This window comes from Ruegeria sp. YTSA219, from assembly GCF_059609985.1.
On record NZ_JBXWMT010000003.1, the window covers coordinates 17,176 to 40,141 of the forward strand.

General features: G+C 58.4%; 22 protein-coding genes. 7 read left to right on the forward strand and 15 right to left on the reverse strand.

The features are described from left to right. Positions 1 to 2: 2 nt before the first annotated feature. From nosZ to AC2FFB_RS05615, 15 genes are all read right to left on the reverse strand, one after another. Positions 3 to 1,910: a TAT-dependent nitrous-oxide reductase gene (gene nosZ / locus AC2FFB_RS05545; RefSeq protein WP_142635219.1), complete on the reverse strand. Its 1,908-nt coding sequence runs from the start codon at positions 1,908 to 1,910 to the stop codon at positions 3 to 5. Between the two features lie 14 nt (positions 1,911 to 1,924). Beyond that, positions 1,925 to 4,048: a 4Fe-4S binding protein gene (locus AC2FFB_RS05550; RefSeq protein ID WP_496691895.1), complete on the reverse strand. Its 2,124-nt coding sequence runs from the start codon at positions 4,046 to 4,048 to the stop codon at positions 1,925 to 1,927. A gap of 44 nt (positions 4,049 to 4,092) precedes the next feature. Further along, positions 4,093 to 4,557 (reverse strand): DUF2946 family protein, encoded by a 465-nt coding sequence (locus AC2FFB_RS05555; protein ID WP_496874635.1) that lies wholly within the window; start codon positions 4,555 to 4,557, stop codon positions 4,093 to 4,095. Between the two features lie 89 nt (positions 4,558 to 4,646). Further along, entirely contained in the window at positions 4,647 to 4,910 is a 264-nt protein-coding gene (locus AC2FFB_RS05560) for a hypothetical protein (protein WP_142635225.1), read from the reverse strand. Next, entirely contained in the window at positions 4,867 to 6,420 is a 1,554-nt protein-coding gene (locus AC2FFB_RS05565; protein ID WP_496874636.1) for a cytochrome D1 domain-containing protein, read from the reverse strand. Before AC2FFB_RS05565 ends, AC2FFB_RS05560 begins: the two co-directional genes overlap by 44 nt. Continuing rightward, a complete protein-coding gene (nirJ, locus tag AC2FFB_RS05570) occupies positions 6,395 to 7,609 on the reverse strand; it encodes a heme d1 biosynthesis radical SAM protein NirJ (RefSeq protein ID WP_496874637.1) in 1,215 nt (404 codons plus the stop codon). Before nirJ ends, AC2FFB_RS05565 begins: the two co-directional genes overlap by 26 nt. Further along, on the reverse strand, positions 7,597 to 8,097 hold the full coding sequence (gene ahbB / locus AC2FFB_RS05575) for a siroheme decarboxylase subunit beta (protein ID WP_496689127.1): 501 nt from the start codon (positions 8,095 to 8,097) through the stop codon (positions 7,597 to 7,599). Before ahbB (AC2FFB_RS05575) ends, nirJ begins: the two co-directional genes overlap by 13 nt. Next, on the reverse strand, positions 8,094 to 8,543 hold the full coding sequence (locus AC2FFB_RS05580) for an Lrp/AsnC family transcriptional regulator (RefSeq protein ID WP_142635234.1): 450 nt from the start codon (positions 8,541 to 8,543) through the stop codon (positions 8,094 to 8,096). The genes ahbB (AC2FFB_RS05575) and AC2FFB_RS05580 overlap by 4 nt, the downstream gene beginning before the upstream one ends. After that, positions 8,540 to 9,529, reverse strand: coding sequence for a siroheme decarboxylase subunit beta (gene ahbB, locus AC2FFB_RS05585; protein WP_142635236.1), 990 nt, complete (start codon positions 9,527 to 9,529; stop codon positions 8,540 to 8,542). The genes AC2FFB_RS05580 and ahbB (AC2FFB_RS05585) overlap by 4 nt, the downstream gene beginning before the upstream one ends. A 3-nt stretch (positions 9,530 to 9,532) precedes the next feature. Continuing rightward, entirely contained in the window at positions 9,533 to 10,678 is a 1,146-nt protein-coding gene (locus AC2FFB_RS05590) for a cytochrome D1 domain-containing protein (RefSeq protein ID WP_496874638.1), read from the reverse strand. Continuing rightward, on the reverse strand, positions 10,675 to 11,025 hold the full coding sequence (locus AC2FFB_RS05595) for a c-type cytochrome (protein WP_271948625.1): 351 nt from the start codon (positions 11,023 to 11,025) through the stop codon (positions 10,675 to 10,677). Before AC2FFB_RS05595 ends, AC2FFB_RS05590 begins: the two co-directional genes overlap by 4 nt. Then, entirely contained in the window at positions 11,018 to 11,779 is a 762-nt protein-coding gene (gene cobA, locus AC2FFB_RS05600; RefSeq protein ID WP_271948622.1) for a uroporphyrinogen-III C-methyltransferase, read from the reverse strand. Before cobA ends, AC2FFB_RS05595 begins: the two co-directional genes overlap by 8 nt. Before the next feature lie 189 nt (positions 11,780 to 11,968). Further along, positions 11,969 to 12,376: a cupredoxin domain-containing protein gene (locus AC2FFB_RS05605; RefSeq protein WP_281972618.1), complete on the reverse strand. Its 408-nt coding sequence runs from the start codon at positions 12,374 to 12,376 to the stop codon at positions 11,969 to 11,971. Between the two features lie 53 nt (positions 12,377 to 12,429). Next, complete coding sequence (locus tag AC2FFB_RS05610; protein WP_496874639.1) at positions 12,430 to 14,214, reverse strand: NapC/NirT family cytochrome c; 1,785 nt, start codon at positions 14,212 to 14,214, stop codon at positions 12,430 to 12,432. Between the two features lie 123 nt (positions 14,215 to 14,337). Then, positions 14,338 to 16,014: a cytochrome D1 domain-containing protein gene (locus AC2FFB_RS05615; RefSeq protein WP_271948614.1), complete on the reverse strand. Its 1,677-nt coding sequence runs from the start codon at positions 16,012 to 16,014 to the stop codon at positions 14,338 to 14,340. A gap of 231 nt (positions 16,015 to 16,245) precedes the next feature. On the opposite strand from AC2FFB_RS05615, the gene AC2FFB_RS05620 reads away from it, so the two are divergent. The 7 genes from AC2FFB_RS05620 to AC2FFB_RS05650 all read left to right on the forward strand — a co-directional run bounded on the left by AC2FFB_RS05620 (position 16,246) and on the right by AC2FFB_RS05650 (position 22,943). Further along, positions 16,246 to 17,427 carry an NnrS family protein gene (locus AC2FFB_RS05620; protein ID WP_496874640.1) on the forward strand — a complete coding sequence of 394 codons (1,182 nt, stop codon included), beginning with the start codon at positions 16,246 to 16,248 and terminating at the stop codon, positions 17,425 to 17,427. A 98-nt stretch (positions 17,428 to 17,525) separates the two neighbouring features. Beyond that, entirely contained in the window at positions 17,526 to 17,975 is a 450-nt protein-coding gene (locus AC2FFB_RS05625; RefSeq protein ID WP_142635251.1) for a c-type cytochrome, read from the forward strand. Positions 17,976 to 17,990: 15 nt separating this feature from the next. Then, entirely contained in the window at positions 17,991 to 19,358 is a 1,368-nt protein-coding gene (locus AC2FFB_RS05630) for a cbb3-type cytochrome c oxidase subunit I (RefSeq protein WP_496676741.1), read from the forward strand. Between the two features lie 5 nt (positions 19,359 to 19,363). Next, positions 19,364 to 20,173 (forward strand): CbbQ/NirQ/NorQ/GpvN family protein, encoded by an 810-nt coding sequence (locus AC2FFB_RS05635; protein ID WP_416383916.1) that lies wholly within the window; start codon positions 19,364 to 19,366, stop codon positions 20,171 to 20,173. A 9-nt stretch (positions 20,174 to 20,182) separates the two neighbouring features. Continuing rightward, a complete protein-coding gene (locus AC2FFB_RS05640; protein ID WP_496874641.1) occupies positions 20,183 to 22,105 on the forward strand; it encodes a nitric oxide reductase activation protein NorD in 1,923 nt (640 codons plus the stop codon). Beyond that, positions 22,102 to 22,650 (forward strand): cytochrome c oxidase subunit 3, encoded by a 549-nt coding sequence (locus tag AC2FFB_RS05645; protein ID WP_496689114.1) that lies wholly within the window; start codon positions 22,102 to 22,104, stop codon positions 22,648 to 22,650. The genes AC2FFB_RS05640 and AC2FFB_RS05645 overlap by 4 nt, the downstream gene beginning before the upstream one ends. 5 nt (positions 22,651 to 22,655) lie before the next feature. After that, the gene (locus AC2FFB_RS05650; RefSeq protein ID WP_496693527.1) at positions 22,656 to 22,943 is read left to right on the forward strand and encodes a cytochrome C oxidase subunit IV family protein; all 288 of its coding nucleotides are present in this window, start codon (positions 22,656 to 22,658) and stop codon (positions 22,941 to 22,943) included. Positions 22,944 to 22,966: the final 23 nt, after the last annotated feature.

A 22,966-nucleotide genomic window follows, 5' to 3' on the forward strand; every position in this document is an offset into this window, starting at 1 on the left:
AGTTATGCCCCCGCCGGTTCGACCAGCATCCGGCCGCGCATTTCCATGTGCAGCGCGTGACAGAACCACTGACAATAGAACCAGTGCACGCCCGGGCGGTCGGCGGTGAAGGTGACCGATGCGGTTGCCATCGGAGCCACTTCCATCGCGATGCCGTAGTTGCCCAGGCAGAAGCCGTGGGTCACATCGTCCACGTCATCCAGGTTGGTGATGTAAACCGTCACCTCGTCGCCCTGTTTGACGGTGAACTTCTCAAGGCTGAAGGTCGGGGCCTGCGAAGTCATGTAGACCCGCACCTTGTTGCCGTCCCGGATTGGTTCCTCAGCACCATCTTCCAGATCGATGCCATCGGCCTCAGCCTGTTTGCGGGCGTCCTCCCAGGTGATGTCGTTACGGTCCCAGACGTTGACCGGGTTGACGATGTCAGCGCGCACCATGATCGAGTCATGCGGCTCGGCAAAGGTCGGCCCGTCGTGAACCACCTTCATCTCGTTGGTTGAGATATCGATCAGCTGCTCGTTCTCAGGCTTAAGCGGACCCGTGTTCAAGAACCTGTCTTTCGAGAACTTGTTCATCGAAATCAGCCACTTACCATCAGCCTCCTTGGTTTCACCCATGGTGGTCGAGTTATGGCCCGGCTGATAATGCACATCGACTTTCGAGATGATCGGGTCAACATCGGCGCCGCCGTAAGCCTCGATTGCCTTGTCGAGGTTCCACTTCACGATCTGACTGTCCAGGAATAGCGTGGTGAACGCGTTGCCCTGGCCGTCATAAGCAGTGTGAAGCGGGCCAAGACCCAGCTGCGGCTCACCCACGATGCAGGACCGTGGATCGGCATCACTTTCGAACAGAGCGTCCAGTTTGGTGACGTCCATGATCGATACGGTCGGAGACAGCTTACCGTTGATGCAGACATGCTTGCCGTCAGGCGCAGTGTTGATGCCGTGCGGCGAGTTCGGGATCGGGATGTAACGGGTGTACTTCTTGTTCTGACCCTTACGGCCGTCCAGAACCTTGACGCCTTTCAGCTCCTGATAGTCACCTGCTTCGATACCTGCTTCGATTTCGGCGAGGTTGAAGACAACAACATGGTCCATCTCGTTCTCGGTCATCTCGGCCAGGTTCATACCCATTTCCGAGTTGTACGAGGTCGAATAGGCGTATTTGCCCTGATAGTCGCAGTCGGTGTTGTCGAGGTTACCCGACACGATCACCTGCCATGCCACTTCCATAGTGTCGCCGTCCAGCGCGGTGAAGATGTTCACGTATTGCGACGGATCGTCCAGCACAGTGCCGTCATTGACCAATGGAGTTTCATCTTCGCCATTGGCAAAAACATAACCAGTGCGCGGGAATTTCTGCGGACGCAGACCATGGATCGCCTTGGCGTTCGGGATTTCGGTGATCTTGTCGCACTTCATTACGTCGCAGCGTACGCGAGCAACGCGCGTGTTGGCCTTGTCGTTCATGAACAGGTAACGGCCATCGTAGGTGCCGTCGGTGAACGACATATGCGGGTGGTGCAGGTCACCGTTATCGTAGGTTTTCATGCCGCGCTTGGCGAGGAATTCCTTAGTTTCCGGCAGCAGGCCATCGGTCATGATCTTTAGCGATTCATTGGTCTGACCCCAACCGGTGGCCGAACAGCGGTTGAACACCGGCACCCGCATCAGCTCGCGCATGGACGGGAAGCCCAGAATGCGCAGCTCACCGGTCTGACCCGAGGACCAGAAGCCGTAGTATTCGTCCAACTCACCAGGTTCGAGATTGGCGTTGGCCGCGGCGCTGGCCTGTTTTGCGGTCATCAGGGTTGATCCCAGACCGGTTCCGGCCAGCACGGCGCCAGTGGCGGTCGCCCCCAGCATACCGCGGCGTGTGACGGTTAGTTTGTTGTCATGTTCCGACATGATCGTTCCTCCTTTTAGGAAACGGTTTTCGGTTTGGCGTTTGGATGGTTCGCCGGTGGTTGTCCGAGTGGGGTCTTGAGATCGACCGACCCAGTCTTGGCCCGCCGTTTCAGTTGACGGATAACGACGGGACATTTGTCCTCGGACTGGTAGAGCACCTGACAATGCAGGCAGGTGACGCACTCGTTCGGATTGATCTCACCTGTGGGGTGGATCGCCTGAACGGGGCATTCATTGGCACAGGTTTGACAGGGGGTGCCGCAGTCCTTGTAACGGCGTAGCCAGTCGAACATGCGCATGCGGGCCGGGATCGCCAGTGCTCCGCCCAACGGGCAGAGATAGCGGCAGTAGAACCGCTCAACGAACAGGCCGATCCCCAACAGGGCCAGCGCAAAAACCACAAACGGCCAGTCGCGCATGAATTTCAGAATGATCGCGGTCTTGAAAGGCTCGATCTCGGCATACTTCTCGGCCAGCGGGATGGAGACAAAGCTGAGGCCGAAGAGACCCAAGAAGATCATGTATTTCGCGGGCCACAGCCGTTCATTCAGGCCCCAGGGTAGGGTCCATTGCGGCACGCGAAAAGCCCGCGCGATCTTGTTGGTCAGTTCTTGCAGCGCGCCAAACGGGCACAGCCAGCCGCAATAGGCACCGCGTCCCCAGAACAACAGGGCGGCTGCCACGGCGAACCATTGGATGAACACCAGCGGGTCCAGTAGGAAGGCATCCCATGAGAAACCTGTGCGCAAACTGCCCGCCAGCGCCATCAGGTTCACCACGCTCAACTGGGCATTCGCGTACCAGCCGATGAAGAACAGGGTCATTGTCAAATAGCCGATGCGGAACCAGTAAAAGACCCGCGCGTTCATCGTGGCATGGAACTGGAAAAAGAAGGTCGCCGTCAGTATCAGCAGCATGACGCCCAGACCGGCAATCTCGACTGTGCGATCCTTCCAGATACGTTTCCAAAGAGCGGCTTTGGCAGCAGCTTCACCTGTGGCGTCATCCACAACGGTGGGGGCTACGACTGGCAACAGGTACTGCTCAGGCAGTTTGTAGCCCAAATCGAAGGTCAGGAATGTCTTTTCAACCGCACCGACGGCGCGTTGCACCAACAGTTGCAGGCGGAAGGGTTCGGCCGGATCAAACTCTGCCTCAGCGGGGATTTTGAAGATATCCAGCTCCGTGAAGCTGGGCGCATCGGCGGCCGCAACTCTGCCCAGACGCTCTTGCTGTTTATCAAAGAAGCGTACCGAATTATCACCTTGAATCAGCTGAATACGGTCGAAAATCCCGCCACGCACATAGCCTGACCCCTTGAAGCTATAGGCGCCACGACCCAGCACCAGGATGGCTTGCTCGCCCTCGCCCAGCCACTCGGTCAGGTTTTGATACTCGGCCTCGCCCAGCAGCGACTTGCCGATCGACGGGACCGAAACCAACGCCAGATGCATATCGATGAAGGTGTCGTCGGGCGCGCCCCGTTCACGGCGCCTGATGGCGCGCTGGTCGCCGGTGGCCTCGAACGCAGCGTTGACCTGACCGACATCCAGTGTCAGGCGTCGGACCGAGCCGTCACCCGAAAGCGTTGTCCAGTCATAAGTGGCGTCTTGTGCCATATCGACTTCGCGCTTTGGCCCGTCGGCCTGCAGCGGTGACAAGCCACCCAACCCCAACGCCCGCGCTACCTTGATGCCGCCACGCACGAGACTGTCGTCGATCACCATGATTGTGACAGTCGCGCCCGAGATAATGTCGAGGTCATGGCCCTCACCGCCTGTTTCAGCCTCAACCCTAAGGTCCAGGCCGGCGTAGCCTTCGGTCAGTTCGACCATGCGTGCGTTCGGAATCCCGATCAGTACGATGGGTTCCGAATGCTTGACCAGCTTAACGCCAGTAAGCACCGCATCATTGTCGATCGCTGCAACGACGTGAATGGGTTTGCCGGAATAGCCTGTGGTGCCCACGAAATCCGAGGTCAGAAAGGCCCAGGCAATCGTTTTGCCCCCTTTCAGGATAGGCGCAACCGGAATGTCTTTTCTGATCGGGCCAAATGCCTCGGCGCCGGGGATCAGGTCCGCGGGCTCAAGTTCTGGCAGAAAACTGGCTAGGCTGTCGGCATGTGCGCTAATCGCCATCAGGCAGGACAGAAAAAAGGCCAGCAGGAAATGGATTGCGCGACTTACGACCACGGCGCACCTCCGATGATTGGGGTGGACGCCATGGACGTGCGCGGGGCGCGTTCGGTTTTAAATTCTGGTGCAGGGGGGGGACCCCGGGTTTCTGGCCACAGCCGGTCAGAGCCAATTAGCTCGAAGGACCTGTTGTTTTGGCAAGATAAGAATTGAACCCTTCCTAGTTGCGTCACTTCCAGCGGCATGGGCAGAGGTGCGGCACCGGTCACGGCGCACAGCGCGCAATCGGCGCATTTGGGGCAAGGTGCGGTCGGGTCTGCATCGCCTTTTTCAAGATCAACCTCGACCCAGACCGCGCCGCCCTCCGAGCAGATCTCAACCCACATGCTTTGCCCGGGACTCGCCAGCGCCGGGCTAAGCAGCTGCAAAAGCAGAAGGATTATACCTGCCACCGCACAAGCTGCGCGGGACGCGCAAACAGCTGAATTGTGCAAAGGATTTTGGGCGGGCATGGAGAATCCAACTCGGTGATCTTTCCCAAGTCCTAAGAGATTCCCGAAAGCAGATACTTGACTTCGGTTAGGCCTTTGGAGAATCCGACCTAGCCGTCTGCTTCGTCCATCAGACTGCGCACCCAGCGCCCTGCAAACCAGCAGGCAGGTACACCCAATGGGATTGACCACAGGATGGCTGTGACAGGCTCAATCACTCCGAATCCGGCGCTGTTGGCGATCAGGCCAGCCAGAAAAAGGTTTATGGCCACGGTCAGCGCAGACGCTGGATACAGCAATATGGCCAGTTTCCACACCGGCCATTTGCCCTCAGTGGCTGGTTCCTTCCGAGAAGGTGATTTTGTTCCAGACATTGTACTTTCCCGAAGGTTTGCGCATCGGCAGACGGCGGAACTCTTCCAGTGTTTTTGCATCATAGATGATCACCGCGCCGTCATCTTCCCAGATCGAAACCAACGCATGGCTTCCGTCCTTGGTGAATTCCACATGGGCCACGGTTTTGCCCGTCGCTGGGCGCAGGGTCCGTACGATCTCAAGGGTTTGCTTGTCGATCACATGCATCACATCCTTGTTGGGCCCAAAGAAAACATCGGCCCAGACATATGGCGAGTTTTCATGGCTGCGCATGAAAAACCCCGGCCCTTCGGTCTTGATCCGCTTGACCGTTTCCCATGTCTCCATGTCGATCACCGAGACGGTGCCATCAGTCAGGTGCGGCGTTGCCATCACAGTTGTATCGCCGCGCCGCCAGGTAATCCCGGAACCCAGATGCGGCATGCCGGGCAGATCCAGGTCAGCCACTTTTTGGCCAATGACCAGATCAATCACCTGACCGCCGTTCCCGTCGCGAGATGCGCCCATGACGTATTCATAAGTCTGGTCGAAAAAGAAATCGTCCAGATAGTCGGGCGTAGTGATCTTGCGTACTGGGAAAGGGTTAGGGTTCTTGAACTGCCCTTCGATACGAAAATCGTGTCCCAACCCGGATTGGGGTGGATTGGCGCCATAGAAGACCTCCCAAATCTCTGGCACATCCTTCAAGGCCAGCACAAAGCTTTCCCGTGGCGGAGCTTGATAAACGGCTGAAACGCGGCTGGGATTACCTTTCCTGCTTTTAATCTCGATGACTTTTGCCACCGAAAGATCCCGGGTGGACAAAAGAGTCAGGCTGTTGGGTAGGTAATTCGCCACCGCCAGCCATTTGCCATCGCCTGACATGGCAATGTTGCGGCTGTTTAGTCCCGCCCGCACGCGACCCACCTGTTGCAACGCCCAGATGTCATATTTCTGGACCCAGCCATCGCGGGACATGATGAACACGTAACGCCCATCGGGGCTGAACTTTGGGCCGCCATGAACGGCAAAAGGAGTTTCAAATCTGTCCAAAACCTCAAATGTGTCACCGTCCAGAACGCTGACATTGTGGTCTCCGGTTTCCACCACCAACGTGATGTTCATCGGATCACTGGACCAGACGGGCGCATCAATCTCGACATAGTCTGCGTCCAGCGTACGGCTGGCCATGATGTCTGCCTCGGCCCAGTCCGGGGCGGTCTCGAGCGGGGATTTCAGCCAACCTGCCAACTCCTCAATCTGCAGGGCGTTCAGATTATGCGCAAAGGCTGGCATCTGAGTGGCGGTGCGCCCTTCGGCGATCACGGCGGCAACCCGCGGCCCGCGCATGCGTTTTAGCGTTTCGGGTATCAAGGCCGGACCAACACCGCCCAGCCGGGTGTCACCATGGCAGGACGCACAATGTTCGGCATAATCGGACTGGGCGTCGGCCCATGCGGCGCTGGTCAGCAGAAGCGCGCACAGTGTTCCAAGCGTGCGAGCCCTAAAAGAACTGATGCGCCGGATCATGGCTTTTCCCCCGGAAAGGTGTGACCTGCAGGCGTTTGCCCACTTTATCCACGCCAATTTCATCGTTTGACAGGTAACAGGCCGGGTCCTCGGCCCAGGGATCGCCCGTCAGTTGCAGGGCCCGGATGCGCGTGTTGCCACCGCAAACATCCCTGAGCTGACAAACTCCACAGCGCCCTTTCAGCGGACGCGGGCGAATGCGCAGCATGGCCAGCATCTTGTCGTCCCCGGTCCACAACTCGGAAAACGGCGTCGTTTTCACATTCCCGACCGTGTAATCTGACCAGTAGGTGTCGGGATGGACCCGACCAAGATTGTCGATATTGGCCACCCCCAACCCGCTGGAGTTCCCGCCCCAGGCCGCCAAATGCGCACGTATATGCGAGGTCTTTTCGGCATCAAAATGCGTCCTGACCCAGTTCAGAAAATATCCGGCGTCGGCATCGTTATTGCCGGTGACGATATCCAGCGGGCGCCCGCCCGAGGCAGCCTCCCACGCACGGTCCAATAACAGATCCAGACCTTTGCGCGTGCGCAGATGCTCGGCATCCTCGCCCCTGTTCTTGTCGCCGCGACCGGCGTAAACCAGATGAGACAGGTAGAATTTGTCGACCCCCTCATCATCACACAACTGCAGGAGATCGGGCAGATGGTGCTGTGTGCCCTCGGTCAAACAGAATCGCAAACCGACCTTGATGCCGCGTTTCTTGCACTCGCGCACGCCGCGCAGGGCATCTGAAAAGGCGCCCTCGACACCTCGGAACCAGTCGTTTGTGGCCCCGATCCCGTCAAGTGATATGCCGACATAGTTAAAGCCGACATCAGCGATCATATCAGCGGTTTCATCGTAAATCCGCGTGCCATTCGTCGACAGCGCCAGCATCGGCACCAACTTGCGCGCCCGGTTGGCGATATCAAAGAAATCGAACCGATCCAGCGGTTCCCCCCCCGAGAGGATCAGGGCCGGGACGCGAAATTGGCCGAGATCCTCAAGGGTTACCATGGCTTGCTCGTGGCTGAGCTCACCCGGGAACGCGACATCCGCCGAAACAGTATAGCAATGGCGGCATTTCAGGTTGCAGCGCCGGGTCAGATTCCAGATGACCACCGGCTTAACCGGGCCGGGGCGGCGCTTGCGCAAGGGGGTCGGGGTGACCAGTTGCTGCATGTATTCAGTCAGGCGGAACATGGCGTTTGGCCTTTCGGTTTCAGGCGCAGCCCGGTCTTTTTCAGGATGCGCGTTGAATACAGGATGTCCTTGCCCCGGCAGGCACTGCCCAGAATACCGGCAATCTCGGCCCGTTTTTCTTCGACTTCACCCCTGTCTTTGCCATGGACCATGGCGAACAGGTTGTAAGGCCAGTCGGGCAGGGCACGTGGACGTTCATAGCAATGGGTGACAAAAGGCAGACCGCCAATATGTGCCCCCAAATCAGCGATTTGACTGTCATCGACGTCCCAGACTGTCATGCCGTTCGAAGTCATGCCCAGTTTGTAGTGGTTCGGGGCTGCGGCGATACGACGTATAACGCCGCGCGCCTTAAGTTCTGCGAGGCGATACAGCAGCGCTTGTTCGTCCATCCCAAGGCTTTCAGCAACCCGAGCGTAGGGCGAAGGCACCAGGGGCAATCCGCCCTGCAGAACCTCGATAATCAGTCTGTCTTTTGCGTCGATCATGCCGCCACCCGGAAGCCAATGAAGAATTCCTGCAACTTGGGAAATCTGAGAACTTCGATCCCCGTCTCTTGTTCGATCGCATCGGCGCAGGCCTCAATCCCTTGGGGCGTTTCGGTGGCCAACACGAACCACATGTTCAGCCGGTGCGTACGTTCATAATTATGGGCAACTTCGGGATGCGCATTGACTTTGGTCAGGACGGATTCAAATGCCTCTGTCGGTATGGCCATGGCACATAGGCAAAAAGCCCCGCCCATCGCGGCTGCGTCAAAGAACGGGCCAAAGCGCGTGATGACCCGGTCATCCTTCATCCGTGATAGGCGAACCAACAGATCCTGTTCCGAAATCCCCAGTTCTTGGGCCACCATCGCATAGGGTTGTGAGGTCAGAGGTAAGTCGTCTTGCATTCGGTTCAGGATTGCCCGATCAGTTTCGTCCAGGGTCATGCCGCCGTCTCCTTGGGTTGGATCAGCGCGCCGGTCTGTTTGAAACAGCGCGTCGAAAACAACACCTTGTGCTGCGCGCCAAACAGCTCAGGCAATGCCGCAGCCCCGGCCAGGACGTTTCGCGCTTCGCTGCGCGAGCGGGCGTGGATCATGGAATACAGGCGGTAGGGCCAGATGTTTTCAACGGGTCGACGCTCATAACACAGTGTCACGCCAGGGTATTTTGCCAGCGCAGGCCCGGCACGATCGACCTGATCAGTTGGCATATCCCAGACCACCATCGCATTGGCCGACCAGCCCAGTGCCCGGTGTCTTACGATCACGCCAAGACGCGAGACAATTCCAGCCTCGTGTAAGATCCGGATCCGCGTCATGGCGTCCTCTGGTTTACGGTCCAAAGAGGCGGCCAGTGCTGCGTAAGGTTCGCAAACCAGCGGTAAGCCGGAACTAAGCGCCTGCATCAATGAGCGATCACCCTTTTGCAGAACGGAACAGTCCACCTTGCGCGGTGCCGGTACGTTGCGTTGCTTGCCTGTCATTCGAAAGCCCAAATCAACATTGAACGGCCGAACCAGACGCAAGTCCAAAACCTGCAAACCGGTTTGCAGGCCAATCCGGGCCAGAGTGGCGTCCACATGCGCGCGATCAGGGCCGGTCGCTACAAACCAGAGGTTCCATTTGTCCTCACGTTGATAATTGTGGTTCACACCGGGCTCTGCGTCGATCAGGGCGGCAATGTCCTCCAGATGCTCCTCGGGTGCGGCCACCGCGGCCAGAGTGCTGGCCGTCACCGCGCCCGGAGTGATCGTGGCCCCGACCCGGGTGATCCGGCCGGTCGAACGCATTCGCGCCAGACGGTTCAGCACTTCAGCTTCGTCCAGCCCCAGCGCCTTGGCCACTGGCTGAAACGGGCGGTCGATAATCGGAAATTCGCGCTGAAAATCGTCCAGCAGGCGACGGTCGATCGGGTCAGTGATATGTTGCATGGGTTACAACCCTGTCCTGTGCGCGCGGGCGGTGAAAAAGATACCCGAGGGGCTGTCCGCCGCGATCTCGCGCAGCTTTTCAAAGCTATGCGTGTCGTAGACCACGACCTTGTTGGCGTCGCGGACACTGATCCAGACCTCATGCCCGCGTGCCGTGAACTCCATATGCAGGACGGCAGGGCCCGGAGAGAATTCGTGGATGACCTGTTTGCTGACGCTGTCGATGACCTGAATTGTATCGTTCAATGGATGGGCAAAATTCACCCAGACCTGTCGCCCGTCCGGGCGCGCCATGGCAAAGACCGGCTGACCATGGGTTTGGGTGCGGCCTGTTTCTGTCAAGGTTTCGGCGTCAATCCACAGAACCTCATGGTGGCCGACCGCGGGCAGGACAAATTCGCGATCCGTCAGTGCCCAGCCCTCAAGATGAGGCATCTTGTATACCGGCATCTCTTCCTGTCCGCGCCCATAGCCCGGCAGCACGCGGATCGGTTTTGGATTGTCTGCCCATAGGTCCAGTGCGGTCAGCCCGTCCTCACCAAACAGACCGGTGATATAAGTGCGACCATTGGCGGTGATCAGCGCGTCATAGGGGTTCTTACCCATATCGGTGATCTTTGTGATCTCGGGCGCGCCATTTGCGAAATCAGCAATCCAGGTCTCGCCCGTGTCCCACATGGAAAACACGAACCGACGACCCGGCGCATCGACAAGACCTATGGTTTTGCTGTCGGTGGGGATGTCGGCAACCAGTTCCAGCGTATCCGCGTCGAACACGCGTACGCCACCCGGCTCATAGTTTGACACCGCAACCAGTTGGCCGTCATCCGAAATCGCGCCGCCAATGGCATTGCCAGCCTGCACGACCCGATTTGCAATCTGACGGGTCACTAAATCAACCTTGGTCAGCCCGCCATCGCGGCCAAAAACATAGGCAAAGCGTTCGTCGGGTGAATAGACTAGGGAGGCGTGGGACAGATCGCCCAACCCTTCGATCCGTGCCAATGCGGCCCGGTCCGACTGGTCCACCAATAAGACCGACCCTTTTGCCCGTTCGATCACAAGGCCCAGATCTCCGGTGGCGGTGGGGTCTGCATTGGCAGGTGTCATCATCATTAGGGCAACGATGCCAAGGGCAAGTTGTTTCATTTTGCCTCCTGTTCCAGCAGGTATCGGGCGATCCATTCGGCCTCTTCTTCGCTGATCAGGGGGCGCCAGGGGGGCATAGCCGTGTCGGGGATGCCGTCCAGTATGACCCCCGTCAGGACGTCCGCCTCGTAATGTTCCAGAGTTTCCGGTCGCAGATCAGGACCAAGCCCGCCTTTCAGGGACAATCCGTGGCACGAGCCGCAATCCTGGTGGACCAACCGTTTCAGGGCGGTTGGGTCGATGGCGTCAGCGGCCAGAGCGGAAGTGGCAACCAGAACGACGGCAGTCAGAACAGTATGCGCGGCCCACCCCGGCTGCTTGCGGTCCATATGCGCCAGGCTACCCATGCGCCCGCTCCAAAATCTCGGTCAGGGCCTGATTGGCATAAAGCGAAACGACCTTTCCGATAATGAATAAGGTAGGAGCCTTCAGATCCGCCTTGCGCGCATCCGCGGCAATCTGGTCCAGTCGGGATACAAGGCGGCGTTCAGAGGCACTGGTGGCCTGCCCAACAGCCAGGACCGGGGTGGATCCGGGTAGGTTCTCGGTCATCAAGCCGATGGCGATCTGGCCGATATTGGCCACGCCCATATAGACGACCAGCGTCGTATCCGGGTCCGCCAGTCGTTTCCAATCCAGATCAAGAACTTTGTCGGACTGCCTGTGCCCGGTGACATATTGAACCGAGGTCGCCAGTCCGCGATGGGTCAGGGGCACGCCGGTCGAACAGGATGCGCCTTGTGCCGCCGTGATGCCCGGTGCGTATTCGACCGTAACACCGTGTGCCATCAGAAAAGCGGCCTCTTCCGAGCCGCGACCAAAGATCATCGGATCCCCGCCTTTCAGCCGGGCCACAACGTGACCTGCGCGTGCGTGTTCCAGCAGGATTTCGTTGATGCGATCCTGAGGAACAGTGTGGCACTTGGGGGCCTTGCCGACGGCGATCAGCCGCGCGCCCTCGGTGTGCATGGCCAGAATTTCATCCGAAACAAGGCGGTCATAGACCACCACGTCCGCCTCCTGCAGCATACGCAGGGCGCGCATGGTGATCAGTTCGGGATCACCAGGGCCGGCACCAATCAGAAAAACCTTACCGCTCATGTGCAAACTCGCTTGTTCTGAATGTCTTTGGAACCCGGTGTTTTGGTCGTTTCCATGCGCGAATATGGGACGTTGCTGGGGGAACCGGGCGTGTCATGGAAACAAGTTGGCGCACAGGTAAACCGACCTCCTTGACTTAAGTTAAGGAGCACGGGAATTGCGCCCGCGCATCTTTCAGCCTGCCGCTTATCAGGGCTCTACGGTGACCATTCCGAACATGTTCTGTGTCTCCCAATGTGGTCCGCACAGGTAATCCTGGGCGCCGGGAACAAGAAATGTCAGATCAACAAATTCCTCGGGGAACAGGCGGTCACTCTCGGCTTTGCTGCCATCTTTCAGCAGGACGCTATGGCTGGTGCGTTTGTCTACGTTCACCCAACGCACTGTGGTCCCCGCTTTGACCGTCAGTTGGGCTGGGCAGAAATTGTATTTGTACATCAGCACAACCTCTGCATCTTCCACATCTGAAGACGGCTGACCGAACAGATCCACGTAGCGGGTTTCTGCCTCAGCGCAGATCTCAGCTGTGTCTTCGTCAGCGGCCACCGCAGGTGACGCCAAAGCCAGAAATGCAGGAAGAAGTAGGCGGATCTTCATCGTCCAAGTCTCCATACCAAATACATTGGGGCCGGTTTACCCGGCCCCATCAGTCATTGTCCGACCACGTTGATATTGGCACTGTCGTCGTCCAGCGCGAAGCTTGTGTTCAGCGTCACGTGGTGAAATCGTGCCGCGGCAAAGTCATCGTGGATTGCAAAGCCGACCGTATAGGTCTTGCCCGGTTCCAATGGCACATCACCCGGTGCGCCCGAGTTTAAGGGCCGCGAGAACGTGACGGTCCAAATACCACCCGACAAGTTGGCCGAGGCGGCGATTTCGCCATCATTGACTATGCGTTGTTCCAGTAGATAGCCGTTGCTGGCGCTGCCATCGGCATAGACGCGCATCAGATCCAGATAGGTGCCGTCATCCAGATATTGCGCGATCTGCGCTTCGGCCTGCAATTTGTCCCAGCCACCCAGAGCTTTCCCACGCCGGCCTTTGACTTCGACCTCGGTGCGGCTTTCGCTGATATATTTGGTCACAGTGTCCTGAGCGGCCAGGCGGCCTGCAACATCGCCATTGGCGACAATCGCATCTGCACCCGGATCAAACGGCATATAGGTGTTGTCCGCGTGGCACGAGGCCCAGCAGCCCACCTGATCCCCCATTTCGATCCCGGTTCCGGTGATCATCATGGCGACCTTGATCTGGTTGTCCGGGTCCATCTTCCCGCCATCCACAAATGGTGCAGGATTGTGACCTGCATCCGGCCATTGCAGGCGGACATAGAGGTTTTCGGCATCATGGGCCGCCTGAACAGTTGCGTCGATCACACCACGTTTTCCAGGGATCGGGGTTGGTTCCAGCTCGCCGCCTGCGACGATCTTGTTTCCAATCATGTCCAATTCCTTGGCATGACAAGTCGAACATTGGTCGCCACCTTTTGTCAGTGGCCGGGCGCCGCCGTGGAACTTGCCATTCTGAACCCATTCAAACGAAGCCTGACCGGGATAAAACAGCTTCAGATCCGCGCTTGCGATGCTGGTCCAGTCGATATCGCCTCCGACATCGCTGCCACCGCCTGCCGGGGCTGTGGATTCTTCACCGCTTAATTTGGCGCGTTCTTCGGCGAGTGCAGCGTCCACAGCGGCTGCGATCCGGGCTTGCACCGCCTCTTGTTGTGCTGTCTTGGCCGATTTTTCGGCTTCGGCCTCAGCCGCCTCCTTGGCTTCTACACGGTCGAGACTGGCCAGGTATTCTGGCGGAATTGCACGGATGAAATCAGGATTCGGGGCTTCAATCTGTTCCAGATATTCATCTGTGGCCCTGTCGCGGATGTTCGAATGCGCAATCCCTTTGTGGCAGTCGATACAGGTCTGGCCTGTCTCCATTGCGTTCAAATGTTGCTGGCGCGCGCGGGGGCGCTGGAACTCGGGCATCATCGATTCAAAGTCGTGGCAGTTGCGGCACTCGCGCGAATCTGTAGCCTTCATCCTTTCCCATTCATTCATCGCCAGATGGATACGCTTAGCTTCGAACTTCTCGGGTGTACTGATCGAGCCAACCACCTTGCCATACAGTTCTTTGGACGCCTTGATCTTGCGGATCATCTTGTGGGTCCAGTCCTTGGGTACGTGACAGTCGGAACAGACCGCCCCGACCCCCGATCGGTTCACATCGTGGATGGTCCCGGTGTATTCTTCATAGACGAAATCGCGCATCTCATGGCACGAGATACAGAACTCTTTGGTGTTGGTGGCTTCCATGGCGGTGTTGAACCCACCCCAAAAGACGATCCCGGCGGCAAATGCAGCGGCAATACCGGCCACAGGCATTCCCCACAGGAAATACCGACGCCAGATCGGTGGTTTCTTATCTGGATCGGAGGTCATGTCCGGGCTCCGTTTTGGCTGTGTTGTCTGGCGCGGCGTGTCAGGCCTGCGCATTCGGCTGATGGATGAAACAAGGACAGGGCGGGCGAGGGGCCCGCCCTGCTCCGAGTTGATCGAAACCCGTCAGGTGACGTGGTTCGACCGGTTGTAGACGTTGAACTTGCCGGTCGGGGCGTACAGCCCTTCGATGCGACCGATCTCTTCCAATGTCTTGGCGTCAAAGATCACGATCTGACCGTTGGGTTCTTTTGAATCCGACAGGTTCCACTTGGACACCCAGACCTCGGTTCCATCCGCGTTGAATTCAAAGTGAACAGCGGCGCTGCCTTCGTCTTCGGTGATCTGGATGGTTTTCACGATCTCGCCGGTCTCTTTCGAGATGACCTGCACAGATTGCTGCACTTCCGGTTCCGGGTGTTTGGTCTGGTCAGCCCAGATATAGTCCGATTCCGGATGTGTACGGACGAACAGGCCCGGGCCGTCTGTTTCCACTTCGTAGCAGATCTTCCAGGCATCATCGGGGCGGTTCTCGGGGTCGTTGCCCCAGACCGTCACTGTGCCGACACCAAGGTGGGTTGTGCCAGCTACCGGCCCGCAATTCGGGTCAATCCAGTTAGCGCCCGGACCGGGATGCGGCAACGCGGCCGTGTCGATCATCGCCTCAAGCTTGTGGGTCTCGGTATCTACAACCACCATCTTGTTCGATGCGTTTGCAGCGATCTGGAAATACCGGCCCGTCGGATCGAAGAACCCGTCATGCAGGAACTTGGCGCTGTCGATTTTGTCGATCCGCAGATTGTCTAGATCAGTATAATCTACTTGCCACAGTTGCCCCAGCTCTTTGACGGCAACGATCCAGGTTGGCTCATTCGGAGTTGTGTAGATAGCGGCCACGCGAGCCTCTTCCACATAGTCCCCGTCCACGTTCACGCCGCGGGTCGATACAACCTTGACCGGCTCCATCGTCTGGGCGTCAACGATTGCAAAGTGCGGCGGCCAGTAGCCCCCGCCGATGACATATTTACCGTCACCGGAAACGGCTACGTCGCGCGCGTCATACGCGATCTTGACTTCGGAAACCAACATCTTGTCCGGCGTCTGCCAGAGGTCGATCTTGGTCATCTTGCCGTCGCGGCCCATGGTGTACCAGAAGCGACCGGGCTGTTCCGGCTCTTCCAGCGAATGGTGTTCGGATGCTTTCAGAACGTGCACCGCATAGCCGGTCGGAATATGTGTCAGCACCTCTTTGGTGTCGCCATCGATAACAGCGACTTTGCCGACGTCGCGCTCGATAACAACAAAGAAGTTTTCCCAGTTGCGACCATGCATCGGCTCGGTTGGGTAGTCCTCTTCTTCAACATATACCTTGCGGGTCGCCATCATCTGGTCCAGCGACATTTCAGGTGGTTTGGGCGGCTCCATCATGATGTAAGTCGCCATGTCTTTGATTTCCTGCTCGGACATGATGTCCGAGAAGTTGTTCATCCCGCCTTCGGTGCCCCAGGCGATGATCTTCTCAAGCCGCTCTTGCCCAAGCGCAAGTGTGCCGCCTTCGGTCACGGCGCCGTCAGCTGCGGTTTTCTTCCAATGCGGTTCAAGATTCTTGCCAGTGGCGCCTTTACGCAAGACACCGTGGCACCCCGCGCATTGTTCAAAGTAAAGTTGTTTGGACGCTTCAAACGCTTCTTCGTTCAAAGTTGGCTCTTCGGCGAAAGCTGGTGCAGCGACACTGCCCAGCAACATCGCCAAACCGACCCCGAAGACGCGGCCCGTTTTGGTATAGCTGATTCCAAGTGACATGATCACTCTCCATTTGCTGGTGAGGCGGTCCAAGCGTGGGGCATCGCGCAAGGGTGCTCCTTGACGAAAGTCAACACCAGCCGCGCAATTCAGGCGGCGGGCAGGGAAAACGTCAATTTTCCGGCTGGGAAAATCTGTATCTTTGGCACACTTTTTCGGCCGGTTTGATTTTTGTTAAGTCGCGCAGCCGGGCGGCTTGCTAGGGCTTGGAAAACACCAAGGAGAGCAGCCATGCCCGCAATCATCACCCGCGTGTTTGGTGAAGGGTTTCGTGTATTCTTTCTGTCTGCCGGCCTCTATGGCCTCTTTGTCGGAGTGGTTTGGGGGCTGTGGCTGACGGTGCCATATGCAGTGCCGGATTATGGCATGGCCCCGCCCATGTGGCACGCGCATGAGATGATCTTCGGCTATGCAACAGCCGCGCTGGGCGGGTTCTTTCTGACCGCGGTGCCAAATTGGACCGGCGCACCAGATGCGCGTGCGCAGTTCATAACGTTGGCCGCCGGATTGTGGTTGGCTGGTCGGATGGCGATGTGGTTTTCGGGGATGCTGCCTGCGGCGCTTGTGGCGGTGTTCGACCTGGCCTTTGTACCGATTCTGGCGGTCAAGATTGCAACCCAGCTCATCCGGAAGCCGAAACCTCAGAACATGCTCTTTCTGCTGTTGCTCAGCTTTATCTGGATTGCTGATCTGTTCACGCATCTTGAATGGACCGGGATGACGGATGACACATTGCATACCGGGCTGCGCGCGGGGTTGCTGGCGCTCTGCGCGATGATTGCCATTCTTGGCGGACGGATCACCCCGGCCTTTACCCGAAACGCCATGAGACGCGCGGGCGTTCCCGAGGCGAACTGGCCAAAATCTGTGCCAATTCTGGACAAATCAGCGATGGCGGTTGCCCTGACCCTGCCGCCAATCGTTCTGGTGCTGGGGTCAGATGCTGTGGCTGGATCGATGGCGCTGGTTCTAGGGGTGGCGCAGGTTTCGCGCATGGCCCGCTGGCGCGCGGGCTGGGCTGCGCGGGAGCCGATCCTATTGGCACTGTATCTTGGGCTTGCAATGCTGGCGCTGGGACTGATCCTCTGGGGGCTGTCAGTGCTGGGTTTCGGAAACGAGATCGCTGCCCTTCACATCCTGGGCATCGGATGCGTCGGCGGCATGACCCTAGCGGTCATGAGCCGCGCCGCGCTTGGCCACAGTGGTCGCGCGCTGGTGGCACCCGGCCCAATGGCGGTGGCCTATGGTCTGATGGCGGTGGCGGCCCTGTCGCGGTGGATTGGGGCAGATCTGAATGCAGGTTACATGGTTGCGATGCTGCTGTCGGACGGGTTGTGGGTCAGCGCATTTGCGCTTTTCCTGATCGCGATGTGGCCCGCGCTGACGGGTCCCAAGGTGCAACGGTCAGCGTGATTTGATTTCCTTTTGCAAGTCTTGACTTTCGTTAAGGATATACCGTGCCCATCCCGTCATTTTAACCAGACTAGCTAATCTGCGCAAAGGAGAGCGCAATGCGAGAAGTCATGACCAAGAGCATGGCACGCAATATATTCTATGGCGGGTCACTGTTCTTTATCCTCATCTTTCTGGCTCTGTCGGCCCATTCTCACTGGTATATCGTGAACTCTGAGAACGCAGCAAAGCTCGATGAAAGTGTGATCAGGGGCAAGCACGTCTGGGAAAAACACGCCTGCATCAACTGTCATACCATCCTTGGCGAAGGTGCATACTTTGCACCAGAGGTTGGCAATGTGATGACACGTTGGGGCGTGCTGGACGACCCGGAATCGGCCTTTGAAGCCCTCAAAGGCTGGATGGAGGCGCAGCCGACAGACATTCCCGGTCGTCGTCAGATGCCCAATTTCAACCTCAGCGACGAAGACATCCGTGATCTGACCAACTTTTTGATCTGGACGGACAATATCGACGCTCAGGACTGGCCGCCCAACGAGGCGGGCTGAGAAGGGAACGGAGCAATGAAATACGAATCCCAAAAAATCGCCTATGCCTACTTTGCGGTGGCAATGGCCCTGTTCGCGATACAGGTTCTAGGCGGCCTTCTGGCCGGCTTTATCTATGTATCACCCAATTTCCTGAGCGAGCTTTTGCCGTTCAACATCGTGCGGATGCTGCACACCAACTCGCTGATCGTGTGGCTGATCCTCGGGTTCTTTGGTGCGGCCTATTTTCTGATCCCGGAAGAGGCCGAGCGTGAGATCCATTCGCCCATGCTGGCCTATCTGCAGCTGATCATTCTGGTGGTCGGTACACTGGGCGTGGTCTTGACCTATACGTTCAACCTGTTTGAAGGAAACTGGCTGCTGGGCAAAGAAGGGCGCGAGTTCCTAGAGCAACCCAAATGGGTCAAGGCCGGCATCGTCGTGGCCGCACTGATCTTCCTGTACAACGTGTCGATGACCGTTCTGAAGGGCAAGAAGACCGCGATCACCAACATCTTGTTGCTGGGTCTTTGGGGTCTGGCGCTGCTGTTCCTGTTTGCCTTTTACAACCCGGGCAACCTGTCCTTGGATAAGCAATACTGGTGGTATGTTGTCCACCTGTGGGTCGAAGGTGTCTGGGAACTGATCATGGCCTCGATCCTGGCCTATCTGATGCTGAAGCTGACCGGGGTAGACCGTGAGGTTGTCGAGAAATGGCTCTATGTCATTGTCGCCGCCGCGTTGTTTTCGGGTATCCTTGGTACAGGTCACCACTACTATTGGATAGGCACACCAGGGTACTGGCAGTGGATCGGTTCGATCTTCTCAAGCCTCGAAGTGATCCCCTTCTTTGCGATGATGGCCTTTGCCTTTGTGATGGTCTGGAAGGGCCGTCGGGACCACCCGAACAAAGCGGCGCTGCTGTGGTCACTGGGCTGTGCCACATTGGCCTTCTTCGGTGCCGGTGTCTGGGGCTTCCTGCACACGCTGCACGGGGTGAACTACTATACCCACGGTACGCAGATCACTGCGGCTCACGGTCACCTGGCGTTCTATGGTGCGTATGTCTGCCTCAACCTGGCAATCTTCAGCTATGCAATGCCGATCCTGAAGAACCGCGATCCTTATAATCAGGTTCTGAACATGGGCAGCTTCTGGCTGATGTCCAGCGGTATGGTTTTCATGACCTTTGTGCTGACCTTTGCTGGAACAGTGCAGACGCACATGCAGCGGGTGGTCGGAGATTACTTCATGGATGTGCAGGATCAGGTCGCGATCTTCTATTGGATGCGCCTTGGCTCTGGCATCGTCGTGGTCTTGGGTGCGCTGCTGTTCATCTACTCGATCTGGGTTCCCCGGAAAGAGATCATTGAAGCCGGCGCGGCCGAAACCCCAGCGGAGTGATGGATATGGATGGCTCCATGAAACTGAGAACGGGGGCGGCTGACGCCCCCTTCTACCTGCCACAGGGTGATGAATGTGACGTGTTCGCTGCTGCCTATACCAACAACCTGCCGGTCCTGCTGAAAGGCCCGACAGGTTGCGGCAAGACCCGGTTTGTGGCGCATATGGCCGCCAGCCTTGGCCGCCCGCTTTACACGGTGGCCTGTCACGATGACCTTGCCGCTGCGGACCTGATCGGGCGCTACCTGCTGAAAGGCGGGGAAACGATCTGGGTCGATGGCCCCCTGACCCGCGCGGTGCGCGAAGGCGCGATCTGCTATCTGGATGAAGTGGTCGAGGCGCGCAAGGACGTGACCGTCGTGCTGCACCCGCTGACTGACGACAGGCGCATCCTGCCGATCGACCGCACCGGTGAGGAGCTTGTGGCCGCGCCCGGTTTCATGCTGGTCGCCTCATATAACCCGGGATATCAGAATATCCTGAAAACCCTGAAACCCTCGACCCGGCAGCGGTTCATCTCACTGGAGTTCGACTTTCCGTCGCCCGAGATGGAGGCAAAGGTCGTCGCTAAGGAAAGCGGGCTGGCGCTGGAACGCTGCAAGCCGCTGATCCGCTTGGCAGGTAAACTGCGCGGGCTCAGGGGGCAGGATCTTGAAGAGGGCGTTTCCACCCGTCTGGTCGTCTATGCCGCCACGCTGATCGCGCAGGGCATGTCCACCGACCGCGCGATCCTTGCCGCCATGATCGAACCTCTGACAGATGACGAGGACATCAAACGCGGGCTCCTCGATCTTGTCACGGCTGTCTTTGGGTGAGGCCGGCCGATGGTCAGGATCGATTTTGAGCCATGGGAACCCGAAGAAACGATCGGGAAACTGTGGCACTCCCTTGCCAGCCGTCTCGATGCACCCCAGGTGCATGTTGGAGCCGCGGTCGACCTTTCTGAGGTCGCGGGGCGGCTGGCAGTCCTTTTTCGCGGGCTTGGGGGCAGCCCGGGCGTTGAATTGCGCCCGGTCTCGCCCGAGGTTTCACACCATCGCCTAAGCTGGCGCCGTCGGTTGGGTACCGAAGTTGAACTGATGCCGCGCGCTTCGTTCGATGGCGAAGTGCTGCGCCTCCCGGACCGTCTGGCGGTGTTTCCCGCGCGCGAGGCGAACGGAGCGCTGTATGTTTGGCTGGCCGCCGCAGCGGCCCATGCGGGAACCCGGATCGTCGAAGGTGATCCGTTGCGCGCCGATCTGCACGCGCTGAGCGCTGCACAAACCATGGTTAATGCAACCTTGGACAACGCCCCCGGCTTGCGACCGCTTTACACCGAGCTTTGCAAAGGTGTTCTGCATGACCGCAACAAATCCGGCCTCCCGCCTGTGGAAACAGCGGTTGAAGAACTGATCCGCCATCGGCTGGGCGACCCCGCGCCTTTATCCCCGAAGGCCAGGCAATTCATGTCATTTGACGATGACCTGACTGCCCCACGCGGATATCAACATTTCCGCCCTGTCCCTCTGTGGCCGGAATTACGCGCTGTTGGTTTTTCAGAGCATAACGATGTCGAAAACCCCGATACCGAAGGCCCGCCCGAGGAATCGGGTGAGAAAACCCACCGTGCCCGGCGGCGCAAATCCGATCAGGCTGAACGCAGTGACAGTTTTATCCTTCATAAATTCGAGGCGATCCTCAGCTGGGCCGAGTTTCTGAACATCAACCGTCGCATTGATGACGATGATCCCGACAATGCCAAAAAGGCCGCCGATGATCAGGATGAGATCGGTTTGGGCCAGATTTCCAAGGCGCCACCGACCAAGCTGAAATTGCATCTGGACCTGGCACCCGAGGATGTGAATCGCGAACGTCTGTCGGGCCGTATTCTCTATCCGGAATGGGACGTGCGCACTGGGCAATACCTGCCCGATCACGTCAACGTTCTAACCTCGGACGCCGATATTCGTGAGGATGCCGCCGAGTTTGGAAAAGACCCCGCAACCGCCCGCCGTATCCGCGCCGTCAAACGCCAGTTCGAAGCGCTGCGCCCGGGCCGGGTGATGACCCGAGGCCATCTGGACGGCGATCAACTGGACATAGAAGCCGCCGTTCGGGCGCAGGTTGACCGCTGTGCCAACGGTGAAGGTACCGAACGCATCTGGCAACAATCCCGCCCCGAGGCGCGCGATCTGGCGGTTTCTATCCTGCTGGATATCAGCCGCTCGACCGAAAGTGCCGTGACTGGCCGCGCCGTGATCGACATCGAACGCGAGGCGCTGGCAGCGCTGGCCTGGGGCCTGAACGCCTGTGGTGACGATTTCGCCATTCACGCCTTCAGTTCACTGAAACGACAGCGGGTCTATGTGCAACGCTGCAAACGGTTTGATGAGGTGATGGGCAGCCAGGTTGAACAGCGCATCGCATCGTTACGCCCTGGGCACTATACAAGGCTGGGTGCCGCGATCCGCCATTGCTCGGCCGATCTGGCCACCCAAACGCGTAAGCGCCGGTTGTTACTGGTGATCACCGATGGCAAACCCAATGATCTTGACCACTACGAAGGCCGCCACGGAATTGAAGACACCCACATGGCCGTGCGCGAGGCGCGCCGGGCCGGGCAATCGGTCTTTGGCGTCACCATCGACAAGACAGGTAAAAGCTGGTTCCCGCGGATGTTCGGGCAGGGCGGCTTTGCCGTCATCCCGGACCCGCAACGCCTGACCATGGCGCTGCCGCAAATCTACCGCCAACTGGTCGGCGCATGAGCGACGCGTCCCTTATCGACGAGTTGCCCGGCGAATTACTGATGTGGGTTCTGATCATTTCGGAACTGCTGGTCTTTGGTGCGGGCCTGATCGCTTTCATGGGCGTGCGCCTGACCGATCCGGCGGGCTTTGCCGAGGCGCAATCGCATCTGCACCGCACCGGAGCCGCGCTGAACACTGCGGTTCTGGTCACCTCTGGCTATCTGGCCGCGCAAGCCTTGCATTGGCGGCAGATTGCGCGCTGGACTGCTGCCCGCCTGGCGTTAATCGCAGCTGCCGCGCTGGGCGTTGTATTCTTGATTATCAAAGGCGTGGAATACGCGGACAAGGCTGCACAAGGAATTACCTACGAGACCCATCCGTTCTTCCTGTTCTACTATCTGCTCACCGGCTTCCACGCGGCACATGTGTTGGCTGGGGTTGTTATCCTGCTGCTGGTCGCCTGGCGGGACAATCCCCGCAACATCGAGGCCGGCGCCCAGTTTTGGCACATGGTCGATCTCGTCTGGATCATGCTGTTCCCCGTGATCTACCTGTTGGGATGACGGACATGACCCAAACCTCATCGGATCCAAAAAGCTCCCGCTGGATGCTCCCAAACCCGCTCACCCGCGCATGGCTCAGCCTGTTGGTTCTGAGCACCGCTTCGGCCCTGCTGACGATACTCCCCCTGTCCTCACCGGTGTTGAGCGCAGGCATTTTGATCCTGGCCCTGTCCAAAGCCCGCATTATCCTTGCACGATATCTGGACCTGACGCACAGCCCGGCCTGGCTGAGCGGTTTCACCATGGTACTGACCGGATTTGCGATGGTGATCTTCGGCCTCTCACTGTTTTGACATGAAAAAAGCCGCCCCCGTGG

Coding starts and splice junctions, on each gene's coding strand:
- nosZ (WP_142635219.1), bottom strand. CDS start 1,910: ATGTCGGAACATGACAACAAACTAACCGTCACACGCCGCGGTATGCTG.
- AC2FFB_RS05550 (WP_496691895.1), bottom strand. CDS start 4,048: ATGGCGATTAGCGCACATGCCGACAGCCTAGCCAGTTTTCTGCCAGAA.
- AC2FFB_RS05555 (WP_496874635.1), bottom strand. CDS start 4,557: ATGCCCGCCCAAAATCCTTTGCACAATTCAGCTGTTTGCGCGTCCCGC.
- AC2FFB_RS05560 (WP_142635225.1), bottom strand. CDS start 4,910: ATGTCTGGAACAAAATCACCTTCTCGGAAGGAACCAGCCACTGAGGGC.
- AC2FFB_RS05565 (WP_496874636.1), bottom strand. CDS start 6,420: ATGATCCGGCGCATCAGTTCTTTTAGGGCTCGCACGCTTGGAACACTG.
- nirJ (WP_496874637.1), bottom strand. CDS start 7,609: ATGTTCCGCCTGACTGAATACATGCAGCAACTGGTCACCCCGACCCCC.
- ahbB (WP_496689127.1), bottom strand. CDS start 8,097: ATGATCGACGCAAAAGACAGACTGATTATCGAGGTTCTGCAGGGCGGA.
- AC2FFB_RS05580 (WP_142635234.1), bottom strand. CDS start 8,543: ATGACCCTGGACGAAACTGATCGGGCAATCCTGAACCGAATGCAAGAC.
- ahbB (WP_142635236.1), bottom strand. CDS start 9,529: ATGCAACATATCACTGACCCGATCGACCGTCGCCTGCTGGACGATTTT.
- AC2FFB_RS05590 (WP_496874638.1), bottom strand. CDS start 10,678: ATGAAACAACTTGCCCTTGGCATCGTTGCCCTAATGATGATGACACCT.
- AC2FFB_RS05595 (WP_271948625.1), bottom strand. CDS start 11,025: ATGGGTAGCCTGGCGCATATGGACCGCAAGCAGCCGGGGTGGGCCGCG.
- cobA (WP_271948622.1), bottom strand. CDS start 11,779: ATGAGCGGTAAGGTTTTTCTGATTGGTGCCGGCCCTGGTGATCCCGAA.
- AC2FFB_RS05605 (WP_281972618.1), bottom strand. CDS start 12,376: ATGAAGATCCGCCTACTTCTTCCTGCATTTCTGGCTTTGGCGTCACCT.
- AC2FFB_RS05610 (WP_496874639.1), bottom strand. CDS start 14,214: ATGACCTCCGATCCAGATAAGAAACCACCGATCTGGCGTCGGTATTTC.
- AC2FFB_RS05615 (WP_271948614.1), bottom strand. CDS start 16,014: ATGTCACTTGGAATCAGCTATACCAAAACGGGCCGCGTCTTCGGGGTC.
- AC2FFB_RS05620 (WP_496874640.1), top strand. CDS start 16,246: ATGCCCGCAATCATCACCCGCGTGTTTGGTGAAGGGTTTCGTGTATTC.
- AC2FFB_RS05625 (WP_142635251.1), top strand. CDS start 17,526: ATGCGAGAAGTCATGACCAAGAGCATGGCACGCAATATATTCTATGGC.
- AC2FFB_RS05630 (WP_496676741.1), top strand. CDS start 17,991: ATGAAATACGAATCCCAAAAAATCGCCTATGCCTACTTTGCGGTGGCA.
- AC2FFB_RS05635 (WP_416383916.1), top strand. CDS start 19,364: ATGGATGGCTCCATGAAACTGAGAACGGGGGCGGCTGACGCCCCCTTC.
- AC2FFB_RS05640 (WP_496874641.1), top strand. CDS start 20,183: ATGGTCAGGATCGATTTTGAGCCATGGGAACCCGAAGAAACGATCGGG.
- AC2FFB_RS05645 (WP_496689114.1), top strand. CDS start 22,102: ATGAGCGACGCGTCCCTTATCGACGAGTTGCCCGGCGAATTACTGATG.
- AC2FFB_RS05650 (WP_496693527.1), top strand. CDS start 22,656: ATGACCCAAACCTCATCGGATCCAAAAAGCTCCCGCTGGATGCTCCCA.